General features: G+C 54.3%; 19 protein-coding genes, 1 tRNA gene and 1 pseudogene. 11 read left to right on the forward strand and 10 right to left on the reverse strand.

Annotated elements, in window-relative coordinates:
* Nucleotides 1-3: 3 nt before the first annotated feature.
* The 8 genes from FHX06_RS12310 (at nt 4) to FHX06_RS12345 (ending at nt 8720) form a co-directional block, all read left to right on the forward strand.
* On the forward strand, nt 4-1323 hold the full coding sequence (locus tag FHX06_RS12310; RefSeq protein WP_113212127.1) for a glycosyltransferase family 2 protein: 1320 nt from the start codon (nt 4-6) through the stop codon (nt 1321-1323).
* On the forward strand, nt 1323-2099 hold the full coding sequence (locus tag FHX06_RS12315; protein WP_210300521.1) for a class I SAM-dependent methyltransferase: 777 nt from the start codon (nt 1323-1325) through the stop codon (nt 2097-2099). The genes FHX06_RS12310 and FHX06_RS12315 overlap by 1 nt, the downstream gene beginning before the upstream one ends.
* Nucleotides 2096-2827, forward strand: coding sequence for an FkbM family methyltransferase (locus tag FHX06_RS12320; RefSeq protein WP_113212125.1), 732 nt, complete (start codon nt 2096-2098; stop codon nt 2825-2827). Before FHX06_RS12315 ends, FHX06_RS12320 begins: the two co-directional genes overlap by 4 nt.
* Nucleotides 2828-2859: 32 nt before the next feature.
* Nucleotides 2860-3729, forward strand: a complete 870-nt coding sequence (locus FHX06_RS12325) for an FkbM family methyltransferase (protein ID WP_113212124.1) — start codon at nt 2860-2862, stop codon at nt 3727-3729.
* Nucleotides 3730-4417: 688 nt separating this feature from the next.
* Nucleotides 4418-5293 carry a hypothetical protein gene (locus tag FHX06_RS12330; RefSeq protein ID WP_162738549.1) on the forward strand — a complete coding sequence of 292 codons (876 nt, stop codon included), beginning with the start codon at nt 4418-4420 and terminating at the stop codon, nt 5291-5293.
* 121 nt (nt 5294-5414) lie between these two features.
* Nucleotides 5415-6422: a fatty acid desaturase family protein gene (locus FHX06_RS12335; protein WP_113212122.1), complete on the forward strand. Its 1008-nt coding sequence runs from the start codon at nt 5415-5417 to the stop codon at nt 6420-6422.
* A 285-nt stretch (nt 6423-6707) separates the two neighbouring features.
* Nucleotides 6708-7394 carry a class I SAM-dependent methyltransferase gene (locus FHX06_RS12340; RefSeq protein WP_312866534.1) on the forward strand — a complete coding sequence of 229 codons (687 nt, stop codon included), beginning with the start codon at nt 6708-6710 and terminating at the stop codon, nt 7392-7394.
* 177 nt (nt 7395-7571) lie between these two features.
* Nucleotides 7572-8720, forward strand: coding sequence for a galactose oxidase (locus FHX06_RS12345; RefSeq protein WP_113212121.1), 1149 nt, complete (start codon nt 7572-7574; stop codon nt 8718-8720).
* A 231-nt stretch (nt 8721-8951) separates the two neighbouring features.
* Here the strand turns inward: FHX06_RS12345 and FHX06_RS12350 are convergent.
* Nucleotides 8952-9027, reverse strand: a tRNA-Val gene (locus FHX06_RS12350).
* Nucleotides 9028-9186: 159 nt separating this feature from the next.
* Here FHX06_RS12350 and FHX06_RS12355 point away from each other — a divergent pair.
* A complete protein-coding gene (locus FHX06_RS12355; RefSeq protein WP_183879465.1) occupies nt 9187-9801 on the forward strand; it encodes a class I SAM-dependent methyltransferase in 615 nt (204 codons plus the stop codon).
* A gap of 14 nt (nt 9802-9815) precedes the next feature.
* On the opposite strand, the gene FHX06_RS12360 is transcribed toward FHX06_RS12355, so the two are convergent.
* From FHX06_RS12360 to FHX06_RS12370, 4 genes are all read right to left on the reverse strand, one after another.
* Complete coding sequence (locus FHX06_RS12360) at nt 9816-10841, reverse strand: NAD-dependent epimerase/dehydratase family protein (RefSeq protein ID WP_112545222.1); 1026 nt, start codon at nt 10839-10841, stop codon at nt 9816-9818.
* A gap of 377 nt (nt 10842-11218) precedes the next feature.
* Nucleotides 11219-11590, reverse strand: coding sequence for a hypothetical protein (locus FHX06_RS12365; RefSeq protein WP_113212118.1), 372 nt, complete (start codon nt 11588-11590; stop codon nt 11219-11221).
* Between the two features lie 232 nt (nt 11591-11822).
* A complete protein-coding gene (locus tag FHX06_RS36040; protein WP_018115344.1) occupies nt 11823-11945 on the reverse strand; it encodes a hypothetical protein in 123 nt (40 codons plus the stop codon).
* A gap of 2 nt (nt 11946-11947) precedes the next feature.
* Nucleotides 11948-12154: a hypothetical protein gene (locus FHX06_RS12370; protein ID WP_113202791.1), complete on the reverse strand. Its 207-nt coding sequence runs from the start codon at nt 12152-12154 to the stop codon at nt 11948-11950.
* 283 nt (nt 12155-12437) lie between these two features.
* Between FHX06_RS12370 and FHX06_RS12375 the strand changes: the two genes are divergently transcribed.
* Entirely contained in the window at nt 12438-13331 is an 894-nt protein-coding gene (locus FHX06_RS12375) for a DUF3313 domain-containing protein (RefSeq protein ID WP_183879467.1), read from the forward strand.
* Nucleotides 13332-13772: 441 nt separating this feature from the next.
* Complete coding sequence (locus tag FHX06_RS12380) at nt 13773-14222, forward strand: hypothetical protein (RefSeq protein ID WP_246715539.1); 450 nt, start codon at nt 13773-13775, stop codon at nt 14220-14222.
* Nucleotides 14223-14305: 83 nt separating this feature from the next.
* On the opposite strand, the gene FHX06_RS12385 is transcribed toward FHX06_RS12380, so the two are convergent.
* From FHX06_RS12385 to FHX06_RS12405, 5 genes and pseudogenes are all read right to left on the reverse strand, one after another.
* Nucleotides 14306-15067 carry an ABC transporter ATP-binding protein gene (locus FHX06_RS12385; protein ID WP_183879470.1) on the reverse strand — a complete coding sequence of 254 codons (762 nt, stop codon included), beginning with the start codon at nt 15065-15067 and terminating at the stop codon, nt 14306-14308.
* Nucleotides 15064-16104: a FecCD family ABC transporter permease gene (locus FHX06_RS12390; protein WP_183879472.1), complete on the reverse strand. Its 1041-nt coding sequence runs from the start codon at nt 16102-16104 to the stop codon at nt 15064-15066. Before FHX06_RS12390 ends, FHX06_RS12385 begins: the two co-directional genes overlap by 4 nt.
* Complete coding sequence (locus tag FHX06_RS12395; protein WP_183879474.1) at nt 16101-17123, reverse strand: ABC transporter substrate-binding protein; 1023 nt, start codon at nt 17121-17123, stop codon at nt 16101-16103. Before FHX06_RS12395 ends, FHX06_RS12390 begins: the two co-directional genes overlap by 4 nt.
* Before the next feature lie 306 nt (nt 17124-17429).
* Nucleotides 17430-17603 (reverse strand): annotated as a pseudogene (locus tag FHX06_RS12400) (alcohol dehydrogenase); the annotation flags it as partial.
* A 219-nt stretch (nt 17604-17822) separates the two neighbouring features.
* A complete protein-coding gene (locus tag FHX06_RS12405; protein WP_113209489.1) occupies nt 17823-18152 on the reverse strand; it encodes a chaperone modulator CbpM in 330 nt (109 codons plus the stop codon).

An 18152-nucleotide genomic window follows, 5' to 3' on the forward strand; every position in this document is an offset into this window, starting at 1 on the left:
AAGATGAAAAAGTATTTCTATCACCTTCTGAGGCGATACGTTTCCCTGTTTGTCCTGCCGCAGAATTCTGTTGTGGAGATAGATCCTGCCAATGCTCAATTGATTGGGAGTTTTCCGCAAGGAAAAATCGCCTTTCGCAATGGGCGTCATGAAGAGGGTTTTGATGGTGCTGATGCTCTTTCAATCGAGGAAGTGGGGAGGAACCCGCCCGACTTCCTGGTTGTAAGTGGACTAATCCACTATGAACGAGACATCCAAGCGCTTTTTGCCGCTGTGAGGCAGCTTTGCAGGCCTGATACAAGGCTGATAGTGACATATTACAGTAGCTTGTGGCGGCCTTTTGCGGCGCTTGCATCAAGGTTCAACTTGCGAGGTAAGCTTCCCGAGGCCAATTGGTTGGCGCATGAAGATATTCACAATCTTCTTGACCTTGAGGATTTTGAACTGATCCGCTTAGATCAGCGTATTCTAGTCCCGTTTTACATCCCTCTATTCAGCAGTGTCATAAACCGCTTTATCGCGCCGCTGCCGTTCTTCAGGATCTTTTGCCTTCTTAACATCGCGATCGCTCGCCCCAAAGTGGCCGTCGTTGACAAATCCAAGCCATCGGTTTCGATTGTCGTTCCAGCTAGAAATGAGGCCGGCAATATCGAAGAAATTGTACGCCGTATTCCCGCGATGGGACCAGAAGACGAGATCATCTTTGTTGAAGGAAACTCTACCGACGAGACCTGGGAGACCATAAAGACGGTCAGCAGCCGCTACGGCGATCAATACAGAATAATAACCGCTCAACAAGATGCGAAGGGAAAAGGGGAGGCGGTCCGCAAGGGGTTCGGCTTGGCAACGAAAGATATACTTATGATCTTAGATGCAGATATGACCGTGCCGCCGGAAGACCTTCCAAAATTCTATCAGGCAATTGTCGCTGATAAAGGCGAATTCATCAACGGTACGAGACTTGTTTATCCGATGGAAAAGGGCGCCATGCGCTTCTTTAATCTTATCGGGAACAAGTTTTTTGCAATCGCTTTCTCCTTCGTTCTTGGGCAGAGGTATAAAGACACCCTTTGCGGCACCAAGGTGATTAGCCGAGCGAACTATTTGAAGCTTGAAGCCAACCGCTCCTATTTCGGGGAGTTCGATCCCTTTGGTGACTTCGACCTGATTTTTGGCGCCGCAAGAATGGGTCTGAAAATCGTTGAAGTGCCAATATCCTATCGCGAACGTGTCTATGGCGATACTAACATCTCTCGCTGGAGGCATGGTGCTATTCTATTGGCGATGCTGGTTTTTGCGGCTCGGAAGATAAAGTTCTTGTGATGGCAGATGATCTCTACGAACACGACCTTAGGGCGACGCTTGCCAACAGAAGCAAGTTGAAAGCAAATGTTAATCTGATGTACTGGTATGAACAGCTTTATCGCCAGCTGTTTGCCAGCGAGCCAGGTTTTAACTCGTGGCGCGTCCTTGAAATCGGGAGCGGGACCTCGCCACTGAAGCTACACTTTCCGAGTATCATTACATCGGACGTCCTTAATCTGGACTATCTGGATTTGGTCTTTGATTGTCACGACATTGCTACCCTCTCCGAAATTCCGGATAACAGTCTAGATGCGATCACGCTGACCAACGTGCTGCACCACCTTCGTGATCCCATAAGATTTCTCCGTGGTGCGACACGGAAACTCCGTGCGAATGGCAGCGTCTATATGGTCGAGCCATATTTTTCTCTGATGTCTTACCCATTGTACAAACTCTTGCATCACGAGCCTGTGGATTTCTCGATCAAGCGACCGATTTTAGACAAGATTGACGGCCCTCTCTCATCGTCGAACCAAGCACTTCCGCACATGTTGTTCTTCTCGCGAAATAACTGGCAAAACGAAATTGCGGACTGCTATGATCTATCCCGCACAAAGCGGAGCTATTTCTCTGCGTTTTCGTATATGGCAACTGGTGGCATATCCCGACGGATTCCCGTGCCGCCATCCATCTATAAAATGTGTTTCAAGCTTGATCAGACGATGGCCAGCGCAGCGCCAAAGCTTTTCGCTTCTTTTTTCATAGTTCGTCTTTTTGCCCTGGGTGAAAAATGAAGCTGTTTCTGTTTCGCGTGGCAAATTGGCTCTATTCCTCGAATTACCCGTTTTATTATTTCTTATACAAACATTGGAAAGCCATCGCTGACCGCAAGGAGCGGAAGATAGTTCAACTGATTTTGCGACCAGGTATGATAGTTGTCGATATCGGCGCAAATATTGGTGTTTATACCAGATTTTTTTCCCGCCTCGTAGGATCGGAAGGCACGGTTCACTGTTTTGAGCCCGATCCGATCAATTTCAATCGGCTTAAGAGGAATGTAGGGAGCCTCAGGAACGTGCTGGCGATCCCAAGCGCGGTCGGCGAGCGTACTGGCAGTGTAAAGCTTTACACATCAGATGAAATGAATGTGGATCATCGGACATTCGATAGTGGTGACGGCCGCAAAAGTATCGATGTTCCGTTGGTCGCCCTTGATGATTATTTTCCTTCAGGACAACGAATAGATTTTATCAAAATCGATGTTCAGGGTTACGAAATGAATGTGCTGCTCGGCGCGAAGAGAATATTAACAGAGAATACAGATGTTAAGATCCTGATGGAATTCTGGCCTTTTGGGTTGAAAAAGGCATCCGTGAATGCTGATCATGTGATGATTCTCTTAAAATCTCTCGGGTTTTCGATAGTAAGCATCGAAGGATACCCAGATGAGGAATTCAGTCCCGACGAACTGAAATGTTTTTCTGCGACCAGCTACTGTAATGTACTGATATCTCGAAAATAGCTTGGCGAAGTTTTAGGATAACAAAATCAGCAATGTTTTCAACAAGAACGAAGATCCGAATAGCGCGCTGCCTTTCCGCAATCGTCTTGTCTATCAGACACGTCTTCGGCCTTCCCGACGACGTCGTGGTAGTCCGGAGAGGCGTTAGGTGGTCACTCGACCTAAAGGATGGTATCGACTTCGCGATTTATCTGCTCGGGGGCTTTGAGGTAAGAACCCTCCGGAAATATGCGACCCTGATTAAGACAGGCGATATCATTCTGGATATCGGAGCAAATGTTGGCGCTCACACCCTCCCTCTTGCATTGCTCGTTGGCGACTCTGGAAGAGTACATTCCTTTGAACCAACGGCGCATGCGTACTCGAAGCAATGTGCCAATATTGCATTGAATCCGGTCCTTCAATCACGCATCCGCGCGAACCAGATGATGCTTATGGCGAGTGCGGAAAGCATAGTGCCGGCCGCGGTTTATTCCAGTTGGCCTTTGGAGAAGGCGGAAGATCTGCATGGCGAGCATTTTGGGCGCTTGATGTCTACCGACGGCGCGTTGATGGATACTGTCGACCGCCATGTCATGGGTCTTGGCAATCCAAGGATTGATTTCATCAAGCTCGATGTGGATGGGAACGAGCTCGATGTTCTGTTAGGGGCGCAAGCTGTCCTTAAACGTAGCAAACCACGTATCATGCTGGAACTTGCACCGTATGTATATGATCAGCAACCGCAAAAATTCGACGAGCTTCTTCAAGTTTTATGGAGCTGTGGCTACGAGATTTCCTCCGTGGACTCAGGGCGCCAGCTGCCGAGAAGTCCTGATGCGGTGCGCAAAGCAATTCCTGAGTCCGGCGGGATGAACGTCATAGCTTCACAAAAGGGAGTTGAGCTTACCGGCGCTGTTTAGCGGCCCGAAACCCAATCAAAGCATCTTATGGAAAGTAAGGTTGATGAATAGCGGAGTGAATACAAGTCGCCCAAATAGGTATGTGTTATTTGGGTCTCTAGCGATCGTTATCGTTCATATTTATGCTTTGGTAGTCTTTGGAGCGACTTATTGGGTTGATGGCAGGGATTATGTCGAACTTGCGTCGGCTATGAGATCAGGGGCATCCCTGACTGCTTTCTACGCGACGACTGGACAATGGATTTACAGTCACCTTGGACCCGGGGTGCCAGCAATCTGGCTCTTTCTTCAAAACTTTCCTTCGTCCTGGCAATGGCCGACACTTGCAATTTTTCAACATGCGCTTGCCGCTTCCGCACTTATATTTGCCTTCCGTACGATTTGCGAGCTCTGGCCATCTCGGCTCCATCTGATCTCGCTGTTTGTTCTACTGTTTTTGCCTGCCTACCAGTCATTCCATAATGCACTTCTGACAGAGTCCGTTACGTCCTCTTTGGTTTTGATAGCATTCGCTTGTTGCTTGCGGTTGTCAGTTCGAGCCGAATTTGGAGGACCTTGTTTATATGCGGCGCTCGCAGCGTTATTGGTGGTAACACAATTCCGAAGTTATTGGGGAGCTATTATTGCAGCAATGCTATTTTGCTGCTTGTTGTCCAGGAAGCGGCTCTGGTCGCGATGGTTGCCTATCTTGATCATCGTCTCCATTTCCGCCGTTGGGGCCTATCCTGCCTATCGGTTCCTGCAGACTGGAAGATTCTTTATGCCTTCCGGAGGTTTGAATTTTCTGGTCGCTGGTTTCCAGATCAATCCTCATCCATCAATTGATGTTCGCAACCTGTTTTATACCGTCGATTTTCCATCTTCACTCTCGCGAGACCAGGAGATCGAAAAGGGGATGGCGATGGATGACGTCCTCAAACTGGCGCAATTCTGGCATGACGAGGGGCTTGAGAATACAGCAATTAACCGTCAAGCGATAGTTTTGGGCCAGGCTCTCAGCAACGATGGTATTAGCGTGCAAGCCAACCGATTCCTCTACAGCCTTGCCTCAATCGGGATGATTATTCCGCATCTTATGGCTGGACCTGAGAGGGTGATATTCAGGGGGTATACGGCTCGGGCATTATTCGATCATCAATATTATTATTATCAATGGCAAGCGTGGATATATGACAGCGATTATCGCGCTCTATTCGTCAGATTTTTTGACGATGGAAATGGAAACGATCCTGTTGTAGCTGCCGAGGATGGCGCAGCGAATGTTCAAATTCGACAAGCGTTTTCCGCTTATATAACGACACTCCCGAACCATTTCCGTGATCCACTCAAACTGGGCATAGTGCCGCCCGACCTCTGGATCATTTTGTCTTGTCTCGGCTGCGCGCTGCTGGTCAGGAGGCTGCCGATCGTGCCCGTTTTAATGTTGTGTGTCGTCACCATCGCGTTCGCCACGGCTTTTCTTTTTCCAGTTGGAAATACCAGATATGCGGCGCCGCTTCTCCCGCTCTATATACTTTCCACTTCTATTGGTGTACGGCAGTTTTCCGCTGGAAGGCGTGTGTAGCTACGATGTGTTGCGGTCGATCTTGCTCTTCCTCCGAGCTGCTTCTTATGCTGCTTGAGACGCCATGAACCAGTTTATATGCCATCAATCTAGCTGACAGACTTGAGAATTTGTTTTCTGCATGGATGCACGATTCAACGAATGCATGAAGGTTGCGAGGAAATATGTCGATTCCGCTACGTTGGAATCACTTAGAAAGCCGCAACCATTTACGATTGTAACCGCAACTGCGCTGATCTGGCTCCAGATTACAGCTGCCTGGGCGGTCGCACTTCTAGGCCCGTGGTGGCTCGTTTGGCTCCCTTTCGTCATTAATTGCGCTGTCACGCAAGGTATGCTGCTTTGGGTTCACGAGGCATCGCATTTCCATCTGTATTCCAGCCGCCGAAAGAACGATCTTTGGTGTGATGTCTTTTTCGCTGCGCCTGTCGGTATGTCGGTTGCCGCATATCGATTTCGTCATATGAGCCACCACGCTCACCTCGGCAGCGAGCAAGATGCAGATGGATACCCCTACCGGCAGCCGATCAAGGGGTTTCGTGCACTGGCTTGGGTCATGGTGAAGGCGCTTAGCGGTACCATGGGCCTGTGGCTCGCCGTGGACAAGTATGGGGGGGCTGCGCGCAAAGATGCTGCAGGAAGCTCGGTATCGCCCTCGTGGGTGGCGCCGCTCGTCACACTAGTTTTCAACGGTGTCCTATTGATCCTGTGCGTATTGGCCGACCGTTGGTATCTATATATTTTGCTGTGGGGTTACCCCATCGCCGGCGTTGCGATAGCGCTCAATATCATTCGCACAATCGCTGAACATCAGCCGGAGGACTATCCGAGCTATGCAGATGGCGAAGAAATGGCGATGGTGCCGGTTGCACGCACAACCGTCCCAATCTGGTTTGAAAAATGGCTCATGTATCAGGCCAATTTCAACTATCATGTCGAACATCACCTTTTCCCAGCGGTTCCTCAGCATAATCTGGCAAAATTGCACAAGCATCTGTTCGATAAGGGGTTCTACAATCAGTTTCCGGGAAACCTTCAACGAAGCGGGTTCGTTAAGTTCATTCACTTGTCAAGAAACCGCAGGAATGATGATTTCTCAGATTCTGTCGAAGACGCGCTTGCGCTCTGAATATCCGAGTTTACGATTGCCATGACCGGTCAAATGAAATGCTCATCCACAGTTTGTTCAAACTGCGGTAGTACAGTTTTCTCTATCATCGCGCGGGGGCCTGACTATATCTATCATGGCACAGAGGATACATTTACGTATGTACGATGCAACGAGTGCGAGCATTTCTATTTGAATCCGAGGCCGGCGATTGATCAATTGTCTCTTATGTACCCTGCAAATTACGGTACATTTTCAAATAGATTCCAGGGGCGAGCTAATATTCTCGCCAGGATAAAAACCTTAGTGAATCGTAAACGGCTGAAGAACGTGCTGGCCGTGCTCCCGACGGGTGGCAGAATACTCGATGTCGGATGTGGAAATGGCGAACTTTTGATTGCGCTCCGGGAGGCCCGTCCGGATCTTGAGCTTTTTGGCTTGGATTGGCACTTCCCCTCGACCACGCGTCAGGCTCTTGAAAGTAAGGGAATCCAACTGATCGAGTCCGCACTAGAAACTGCTGAATTACCGCCTGTCCCCTTTGACCTCATCATTTTGCTTCAACTGATCGAACATTTATGGGAACCGGAAAAAAGCTTGCGTCAGCTTATCGCTGCATTGAGCGATGGTGGGCGACTGCTTATCGAAACGCCGAATACTGATGGCTGGGATAGAAAACTTTTTTCAGAGGGTGCTTGGGGAGGTTACTACTTTCCGCGGCATCTCAATCTATACAATTTTGAGCGACTAGGCTCGCTTTTGCGCAAGGCGGGAATGGTCGTTGAAACTCAACGGAGCCTGCCAGCGCCGTTGATTTGGGTGTATTCGTTTCAAGCCGCAATACAGGCGCGTTTCGGTTGGAAAAGCACTGTGACGAAGCTGGTAGGAGTGAAAAACTTGCCGCTTGTCGCGCTGTTTGCATTCATCGACAGCGTGTCGATCGCTATAGGATTCACGACCTCGAACCAGCAAACGGTTGCTAAGAAAGCATAAGCTATGGGTCAGTATAAAGCTTCCCGCAAGACATGCGAAACATGCTTGGAATCTCAACGATCCGCAAGCCGAGATCTGGCCAAGAGCAGCTAGTGCATGTTCAGTACGCGGCCAACTCCTTTAAATTTGAGGGATGGTTGCCGAAACGCCTACTGCTAGTGTGACGAGAGCATTCTCGTGTTCAACATGGCCGTGTCGGGCTGGCTGGAGCTACAATGTTCGAAGCAAACGGGCTGCGACCGATTGGCCCCGCTAATTTATAGGGTTTCCGCTGTGCATTTTAGGATCAGCAAGCTGCTCGTTTTGAGCCTTTTTACTACACTCTGTCTTTTTCTTGTTTGGTTTGTCAGCGGCGCGCCGGGATTGCCGCTACCAAGTTTGAAGCGAATAGGTGCTGCCGATTGGCAGCCACGTGACTCTGCTGGTGAATTTGTATTCAAGAATAAGCTGTGGATATTGGGTGGTTGGAAAACCAATCCGCCTGAATTGCTTCAGGATGTTTGGAACTCCGTTGATGGCGTCAAGTGGAACCTCGTTCAGGCGAAGTTGCCATTCCATCACACCGACCTGCCGATGTCGATTGTTTTCAAGGATCGAATTTGGGTGATGGGTGGCACGACACTTTCTGATCCTGCAAACCCAACCACCAACACGGTTTGGAATTCCGAAGACGGAGTGAACTGGAATAAGGTCCAGCAATCCGCGGCGTGGAGCCCGAGGACGGCGACGCCTATTGTCGAGCTGAATGGTCGGCTCTGGATTCTCGGTGGCCTCGAATGGGTTAACGGCAAGCAAACGCTCAAGAATGACGTATGGAGTTCGGTTGATGGGGTCAATTGGGTTAAGGCAACCGAACACGCAGCATGGGCGCCGCGCGCGTTTCACGGCGCTGTGGCCTATAAAGGGAAGCTATGGGTTATGGGCGGGGGATCCTATACACCAGACTATGTCGCTTTGAATGACGTCTGGAACTCCACGGATGGTGTGAACTGGACGAAAGTCTCGAATGCGCCCTGGCACGGCCGGATTTGGTTTTCGACTATCGCCTACAATGACTTTATGTGGGTGATCGGTGGATGGAGCAAGGAGACGCTCAACCGCAACGGCATCTGGTACACGGATGATGGTGTTGATTGGAAACGCCTATCCTTGTCGGATAGTTGGCGGGCAAGGCACGAGCAGTCCGCATATGTTTTTGATGGAAAAGTGTTGCTGGCTGGAGGCCACGCGGATCCTCTCACTAATGAAATTTGGGAGCTGAATGTCCCTTCATCTTGGTTAAAGATTGACTGGATTGCAGATCTGACTTCTCGCCTGCATCTATAAAACTACGCGCTGCCACAGGCCTAGTTTCAAGAGCGAATTCGAGTCAGGTTGGCATGAACTTTCGCAATTCTGCTGCCACTTCGCTCGGCGCTTCGATATCGGGAGCGCTTATTCGGGCTATAGCCGATACGACTTGATTCCTAGTCAAATAAAACCTGTCGACGAATGACAAATCTTCGACCGCCAAGAGCACGGCTCAGGGTCAAGAAACCATGATAGAGAGTACCAGAATGGTGGGCGATGAGAGACTCGAACTCCCGACATCCTCGGTGTAAACGAGGCGCTCTACCAACTGAGCTAATCGCCCTCGATGCTCTGTGTCATCGTTCGGTGAAGCGTCTCTAACGATATTGATAAAGAACCGCAAGCCTCTTTTTGAGTTTCGCTGCAATTTGCTTGTGGGCGCCGCTCTTCCCCACCGCTGGCATTCTCTGTAGAGGTGCGGTTGAAAAAATTCGGAGCGAAAATGACGACGCGAGAGCAGCGAGCGGCCCTTCGGCAAAGTACCCCCCGGACCCTTTTAGAATACGTCCACACGGAGCATGCGAGATTGCTGCCCGATCGTGGCAAGCTTCTCGACAATCTGCCGAAAGGTGGGGTCGTTGCCGAGTTAGGTGTTGCGGAGGGCGCCTTCAGCGAGGAGATACTGGCACGAAACCAGCCGAGGCAGCTCCACCTCATCGATCCCTGGAACATGGATCGATACTCAGAGGGCCTCGAGATCATCAATGGCAAATTCGGATCGGAAATCACTGAAGGCCGTGTTGTGATTCGACAGGGCACGTCACTCGACATGCTGTCACGATTCGATGACGAGACCTTCGATTGGGTCTATATCGATACCGATCATTCCTTTGCGCTGACATGGGAGGAGCTTCTGCTCGCAGATCGCAAAGTGAAGCAGGACGGCCGTATCGCCGGGCACGATTTCTGCACGGGGAACACCGTCAAACCGGTGGTTTACGGGGTCGTGGAGGCGGTCAACAAGTTCTGCGTCGAGCATGGCTGGCGCTTCGAGTTTCTGACGCTCGAGCCTGACGCGCATTTTTCCTACTGCCTGAAGCGCATCGGGGCACCATAATGGCCGTCAGAAGCTTAGGTGTCGATCGTGCCGAGTTCCCGCCTGGCTTCCAGATACCACTCGACGAAAGCCTTGGTGCCCGTTTCTAAAGAGGTTTCCGGTCGATAGCCCGTCAGGGCGTGGAGGAGGTCTGGGCTTGCAAAGGTGCGCGGCACGTCGCCCTTCTGCATGGGAAGCATGACACGTTTTGCTTCATGCCCCATCGCGTTTTCCACGTTTTCGACGAAGTCCATGAGGCTGACCGGCTGGCCGCCGCCGATATTGACGATGCGGAAGGGGGCCTGATGCGAAAGGGTTTCAATTCCCGCATCGGCGACGCGGTTGGTTTCCGAGGGAATGATACCGGACAACCTGACCACGGCCTCGACCAGATCGTCGATATAGGTGAAATCACGGCTCATATTGCCGTTGCCGTATATCTCGATCGGCTTGTTCTCGATCATGTTCTTGACGAACTTGAAGAGCGCCATATCGGGCCGGCCCCAGGGGCCGTAGACGGTAAAGAAACGGAAGGCCGTGGTGGGAATCTTGTGGAGATGCGAATAGCTGTGCGCCATCACCTCCATCGACTTCTTGCTGGCGGCATAGAAGCTCAGGGGCTCGTCGGCGCGGTCGGTTTCGCGGAAGGGGACAGTCGTATTGGCGCCGTAGATCGATGAGGTCGAAGCAAGCATGAGATGGCGCAGCTCGATGCGACTGGCGAGCTCCAGAATGTTCCAGGAGCCCTCGATATTCGAACGCAGATAGGCGTGCGGATTTTCGTTGCTGTAACGCACGCCGGCCTGCGCGGCCAGGTGAATGAGAACATCCGGCTTTGCAGCCGAAATGGCGGCCTCCAGCGCTGCCTTGTCTTCGAGCATGGCGATGACGGGGCGGAAGGCAGGATACTGCGCCAGCGCGGCATGACGCATCTCCTTCAGCCTGACATTGTAATAGCGTGTCAGGCCGTCGAAGCCGGTTACCTCATGTCCATCCTGCAACAGCCGGCGTGCCAGATGGAAGCCGATGAAGCCTGCCGTTCCCGTAATGAAGTAGCGCATTTCTACCTTTTTCTCGGGCGCCTGCCGATGGCAAAGTAACCGAATCCGTATTTGACCGCCTCACTTATCGGATAGACGCTCCCGAGATCAACAATCATCTGGATCTTCGGGACTTTTAAGCGGTTCAAGACGAGCGTAATCTCATGTCATGAGCCAGCCAACGGTGCGAAAGCCTTCCTAGGATGCCGCTCATAAACAACAGCCGGCTGAATTCCGTTGTTCATCGTCGATCGGCCGGAGATCCGGTAGAGCAGATCGCCGGGGCTAGGTCAGAGCGGCATTGCCCATAGCTGCATAGGTTCAGGCTCGGGGACGGAGCGTCGGTGGCGTGTGGGGTCTCCCGCCGCCAATGTCGAATCCTGATTGCGTGAATATCTTCATCGCTTGAGCACCCAAACGGTCTTGCCGCTCTGCGATGCTTCGATACCGGCTTTCGTCCGCGTCAATTGAAGGCATTTCTCGGCATCTCCCGGCCGTGGCCTAATGCAAATCCCGCCCGGCGCGGCCCTCCACGTTGGGCTTATACTCACCAGGCTGTCGCTGATGGTCCCGCCGCCATCTGGACGAAACACAAGAATGTTCGAGGCTCTTCGTTTGACGACAACCATTTCCCAGGGCTTGCCGTCGGCGATCACGCTTGAAAGAGGCTCTTCGGCTTGCGCTGGCGCGCCGGCGAAAATCGAGAAGGCGATCAATCGTATGAAAAATCGGCAAGCAGAGTAGTCGCGCAGCAAGCGAACTATGCGCATTCGGTGTTCCTTTGCGTGAGAATGACCCTCTCAGGCGGGTCGCGATTGAGGAGAAAAGTGAGTGGGGAGAATATGGTGATATCCTGATGCCGCGGGTGATTTGTGGAGATATTCTCCATCGCGGCCGGCATTATCTCTCCGCATAACCGTTACGTGCCGGTTCATGCTGCATGTTTGCGAAAGCAGGAAAGATCGCAATGCATCTGATATCCAATCTATCGTTTGTGCATCCTCACAGTGCAAGCCGCTCCGAAAGCAAAATGAGCATCACGATCGGTCCGCCGAGAAGCGCACCGAACAGGATGGTCGCGAATAACAGGTTCGCGAGTAGGTGAAGCATGGTCTTGCGTCTCATGGCTAAACGCCGATCCGTCTTGCGGATTCAAACAATTCGGGTCGCAGGTTCATGCCCGCCATCCGCGCCTTTGCTATGTCTGCACCGACGAGCCTCCCGAAGAGAATGATCAGCCTTCGCACCGTGCCGATGCCGATCACGACGGCATTTTGAATGGATGCGATAACCGCGAATGCCGCTGTTGGTCCTGCCGTTCGTTTTGAAGCCATGCGTTGTTCCTAGTTGAAAGCCGATGAGGTCATGCCGCCATTTTCAGCCAGCATGGCTCTTCATTTGAGCTCCGATAATTGCGGAAGCATGACTGGATTTGCGTTTCCGCTTGTAATGCTTCGATAGGCGAAAGAGCGGCGGCAACGACGGATGGACGTTGGAGCGCTCGCGCGTCGGGTTCATCCACAGCTAAGATATGGTGAGCGGCGGGCAATGTAATTGTGTCGCAATTGTTTGATTCGAGTGTCCGGTCATCGCCATGACCGGAGGCCAACGAGAGACATGCCCAACAATTCGCATTCACGTCGTCGATTTTTCAGCCAGCCGCTTTTCAACCAGCCGTCCAGAGCGTCGCTCCTGGGATTTATTGCTTTACTGACAACAGCAACCGTTTCCGGATGCGCTGCCGTGCCACTCAAGGAAGCGGGAACGCTCGTCTCCTACAACAATCTCGGTCCATCGAAGGGGACGCTTGCCAAGAAGCGGCTCTATGTCGATGGGCAGCAACTGGCACGTGTAAAGACCGTCGCCATCGTCCCGACCGTCTTTTCGTTCGGTGCTGCGTCCAAGATCAAGTCCGAAGCCGACCGGTCCCTGGTTTCCAATGCTCTCGACAGGGCGCTTTGCGTGGCGCTGAGTGACAAATACCAGATGGTCCCGGTTGGCCAGCCAGCGGATCTGACCGTTCGCTCGGTCGTCGCCGACATCGTTCCCACCAACAAGGCCGCTGCCGGGGTCGCGACCGTCGTCAGTGTCGGTTCGGGCTTTGCCCTGCCTGTGAGCGTACCGCGCCTCCCCTTCGGTCTCGGCGGCCTGGCGGTCGAAGCCGAAGCTGTCGATGCCACGGGAATGCAGAATGCCGCAATGCTGTGGGCGCGTGGCGCAAACTCCATTCAGGATAATCCCCGCGTTTCCGAGGTCGGGGACGCCTATGGTCTCGCAACAAAATTTGCTGGTGATTTTTCACGGGTGCTGATCGCCGGAAAGGAACCAAAGGGACTGAACCTTTCACTTCCGTCGAGGCAACGCGCTCGCTCCTGGCTTGGCGGAAAGCCGAAATATGCCGCCTGCGATGCGTTCGGCCGAGCACCCGGGCTGCTTGGCGCGCTCGCTTCAAAATATGGGGCTCCGCCGCAGTGGACGGAAAAGAAGTCGAAATCTGCGACGACGCGTTGACGGAAGAGGTAGCCCCGGCGTCGTGCAGTCGCCTCGCGAATGTTTGAAAGGCGCCCGAAATCGGCCGGCCGCTTTGGCCGAGGACGGGCGGAGATAGTGCCGGAACCCCGCGGCATTACTCCGCCCGCCTGTCCTTCGTCTGCGGGAAGCGTCCGATCCTGATGATCTCGCCGAACGGCGACGTGCCTCTGTGAGGTGGTGACCGAACCACGGGCAAGGCGCTACAGGGGACGACCTGATGCAACGTTCTTTCCTTTGCGTGGAGACCCTGTATTCTGATGTCGCCAGACACACTTCGACTTGAGGAAGAGTATGCCTGTCGATCATTTTGACATCGGTTCGAAAACCGTATCTTGGCCGGCTGGTTCGCCCGGCAACATGAAGCACCGCGGCAAGGGATGCAGAAACGGTTGGAGACATCTGGCGTGTACGGCGCTCGGCATGGCCCTTGTCGCTGCCCCATCTCTGAACTCTCCCGCATCCGCCGCCAATGTCCTCGAGCGAGCGATCGAGGCCGCCCAACCCTGTAAGCCTTTGAAGGTCAGTCAGCCGGTTCTGGGCGTGAAGGTCGAACTGGGTATCGACAAGCTCGACTTCGTTAAGATCGACACGATCGAGATCAGAGTGGCTGGTGATGTGGCCGAGGCAAGCGCACTCGGCACGCTCGCATGCAAGACGTCGGACAGCTCCCCTCTGAAGGGCGGCTTTTCGGCGAAGGCTCGAATTCACCTGCAGGCAAATCTTGCGACCTGTGCGATGAACGCAAGTTCGATCGATATCATCGAGGCAAGGGGAGAGTTCGGCGACGTTGTCACGACGTTCGAACCCGAAATTTCGGCTGCCCTTCGCAAGGGCGTGGAGAAGGCGCTGAAGAAGCTCTGCGCGAGCTGAAATCGGAGCGATAGGTCAAGCAAGGCAACGTGATCGCCCTGCAGGCAGGCCATGCGAAGGTCTGTCTCGGCGACGCCGCGTCGTCAACGGAGATAGTGGATGTGCGGCCGGGCGTGATAGGCTGAGACTTCGACGCGTGCATCCACCGAGAAAACCTCCCTGAGAACCTCTTCGGTCAAGACTTCGGCCGGCGTGCCGGAGGCGACGATCGTTCCCTTCTGCATGACGATCAGCTCGTCGCAAAACATGGCCGCATGGTTGAGATCGTGCAGCGCGATGATGCTGGTGACCGGCAGACCGGAGACGAGCCGCATGAGGCTGATCTGGTGCTGGATATCGAGATGGTTGGTCGGTTCATCGAGGATCAGTTCTTTCGGCGACTGCGCCAACGCTCGTGCAATGTGGGTGCGCTGCCTTTCCCCACCGGACAGGCTCTGCCAGCGATCACGACGCTTGTCGGTCATGCCGGCTCGCGTCAAAGCCTCCTCAACGGCGTGATCGTCAGCGAGTGTCCAGCCGGAGAACATCGAGCGATGCGGAAAGCGTCCGAGCTTGACGACATCAATGACCTTCAGATCGGCGTTGGTTGTCGCATTCTGTTCGACGAAGGCGACGCGTTGAGCGATCGTGCGGCGTCCGATGGTCCCTATATCCTGCAGATCGAGTGAGATGCGCCCGGAATTGGGTTGTTTCAGGCCGGCGAGAAGCCGCAGAAGCGAGGTCTTGCCGGAACCGTTCGGGCCAAGCAGGCCGAGCATCTTTCCCGATTTCGCTTCGAAGGAGACGCCATCAAGAATGGTCTTCCTACCAATTTTCCAGACGAGGTTTTCGGCTTTGATGCTCATGATGCGCGCTGGAACCGGTAGAGAATCACGGAGAAGAAGGGAACGCCAACCAGCGCCGTGACAACCCCGATCGGAAGGACCTGCTGCGGGATCAGCGCGCGTGAAGCGATGTCGGCAAGGACCATGAAGATTGCGCCGGCAACGGCGCAGGCTGGCAGAAGCCGGATATGGAGCGGCCCGACGACGAAGCGGGCCGCGTGCGGCACGACAAGACCGACGAAGCCGATCGAGCCGACCATGCTGACGATCGTGGCCGTCATCATTGCGGTCAGCGCAAACAGCACGATGCGCGCCCGGCCGACGTTGACACCCAGAGATGCGGCCGCTTCATCACCGAAGGCAAAAGCATCGAGAACCCTGGCATGCAGCAGGCAGACGACAAGCCCAAAGCCGACGACAGCAGAAACGAGCATGAATTCCGGCCAGCGCACGCCGCCGAAACTGCCGAGCAGCCAGAACATGACATCGCGCGCCTGCTGCGCGTTGCCTGATGTCGTAACCACGTAGGATGTGGCGGCGTTGAAGAGCTGCGAAGCGGCAACGCCGGCAAGAATTGTCCGGTCGGCACCGCCACGCGTGCCGTTGGATAGCAGGGCCACGAAAAAGAAGGCCGCAAATGCGCCGGCAAAAGCTCCGGCCGACAACGAAACCGCACCTGCACCAACGCCGAGGATGACGATGGCAACCGCGCCGGTGGACGCACCGGCAGAGATTCCAAGCACATAGGGCTCGGCCAGCGGGTTGCGAAGCAGCGATTGCATGATCGCACCCGACAGTGCCAGTCCCGCGCCGCAGAAAGCCGCCACGAGTGCGCGGCTGAGCCGATAATCCCAGATCACGGTTTCGTGGATGCGGTTGAGTTCGACCGCCGTCCATCCCAGCCTGTTGGTCACGGCGGCAAACGTCGTGGTCAGCGGGATCGGCAGATCGCCGATCCCGACACTGATGCCGATGACCAGGCCGACCGCCGCAAGGGAGGCCAACAGGAGCAGGGCGAAGGGCGTAGCCTGCCGGAGGAGGCGGTTTGCGGCGGTCACTTGGTCAGGCCGAGCGCTTTCAGTTGTTCGGCCACCTGTTCGGCGCCGTAGATCGTGCGGATCGTCGGATTCATCGCCTGGCCGTCCATGATGACGATTGCCTTGTTTTTCACTGCTGGCATCTGGCTGACGGCCGGGTCGCTGTTCAGGAACTTGATCTTGGCCTCCGGCTTGTCGAGTTCCCAGCGGTTGCGGTCGAGATTGGCCACGACGATGACATCGGGATTGGCCGCGATGATGCTTTCCCACCCGAGCGTCGGCCATTCGGCATCCGCGCTAATGGCATTCCTCCCGCCGAGAAGATCGGCGATGAAGCCGGATGCGGCATTCTTGCCGCCGAGATAGGCGTCTGCGGAAGGGGACTGGCTGGAGAACCAGAAGACGTAGGAAAGCTGCTTGCCGTCCCCGGATGCGTTGGCGCGCAATGCCGCTTCACGCTTCTTGAAGTCGGCAATCAGCGCCTGGCCACGATCGGCGACGTCAAATATTTGCGAAAGCTCGTCGATCTCCTGGTAAAGCAGATCCATGTTCCAGAGCCGGTCGCGGCTGCCATACTGATCCTTGACCTTTTCGGTGCTGATGCAGGTGCTGGGCGAAATGTAGCTTGGCACGCCGACCTTGTCGAAGTCCTCTCGCTTGGCGACCTTGCTCGTCGGTCCGATCAGGCTTGGCAAGGCCGCTGCCACGAAATCCGGATTTTGCGCCAGAATCGACTCGAAAGTCGGAAACTCGACGGACAGAAGCTTGACCTTCGCATTGGCTTCGGCGAGCTCAGGCAGAACTTTGCTTGGCCAGAACGCAGTACCCGCCATTTTGTCTTCCAGGCCAAGAAGCAACATGATTTCCGCGCTGTTCTGGCCAAGTCCTATGGCTCGCACTGGAACCTTGGTGACGGTGACCTTCGCGCCGCAATTGTCGAGCGTCAGCGGATATTGGGTCGGTGCGGAGAATGCCGGCGTCGCGATCAGGCCGAGTATGGCTGCGAGCCCAGGCACCGTAAGGGACTTGAAAACCTTCATGAAAACTTCCTGTTCTTCGAGAATCCAGCATGAGGATTCTGAGGGTGCCGGCGGTATAACCTGCTTGCCCGAGAAAAAACAAGAGTAACATAGTCATCTTTTGAGGCGCAGATGCTGGCTCCTATCTCCTATCGGTCGAGCGGATTGAGAAAACGCTGACTCGCCCCGTTGGAAGCGGCTCCCAAACGTGCCGCCGGAACCGGACCGCGTTCGGTCAAGGCGTCAGGACAGCCGCTCCGCTGAGGCGGCCGGCACGCAAATCGTCAAGTGCTGCATTCGCATCTTTGAGCTGATAGGTTTTGGTGTGGGAACGAGCGGCAGTTTTGGGTTCGGAAGATCGCCGTCGCAGACATGAAGATCCGTCCTGCACACTGCGCAGGCTTCGACCCTCAGCATCAATTATCCTCTACTGGGTAAGGGGTCTGGTCGGTCGACCGGGCGCCGAGGCATCCCGATCGCTTCTAGGATCATAGCTTTCATGACCGGTTCCTCATCTTCATGATGCCATGATGCTGAAATCGCGGCAAACCGGCATTGACGTTTGTCAAAGACGGATCACGCCCGTTCTCCTTTGCTTCTATCCAATGAGGGACCTGCCAGGGCGGGGAAGCTGCTCAGCCAGAACAGATAGGCTGGCTTGCCCGCTCAGCGGTTCTTCATGCCGTGCAAAGTCTGATCTTCAGGCCATCGAGGAAGCTATCAGCGGACGCCGTCGTCGAGCTCTTCGAGCGCGTCGAGCAGACGTTGCTGGATTGCGGCCTCCTGCCTGTTGATCGCGAGAACAAGGCTGCGCATCGAGCCGCGCATGCCATGGAGCTGATCGACGAGCTCCATGACCACATCGACGCCGGCCTCGTTGACGCCCATCTGGCGCGTGAGGTCGAGGATCAGGCGGGCGCGGGCAAGATCGGCATCCCGGAACCGACGCCGTCCCTCGGAAATATCGGGAGCGAGCCAACCCTGCTCGACCCATAGATCGAGCTCGGTCACGTCTATTTTCAGGTAGAGACGGAATTCGCGATCGTCCAT

Origin of the sequence: Rhizobium sp. BK512 (assembly GCF_014194915.1) — a bacterium.
Taxonomy (GTDB): Bacteria; Pseudomonadota; Alphaproteobacteria; order Rhizobiales; family Rhizobiaceae; genus Rhizobium.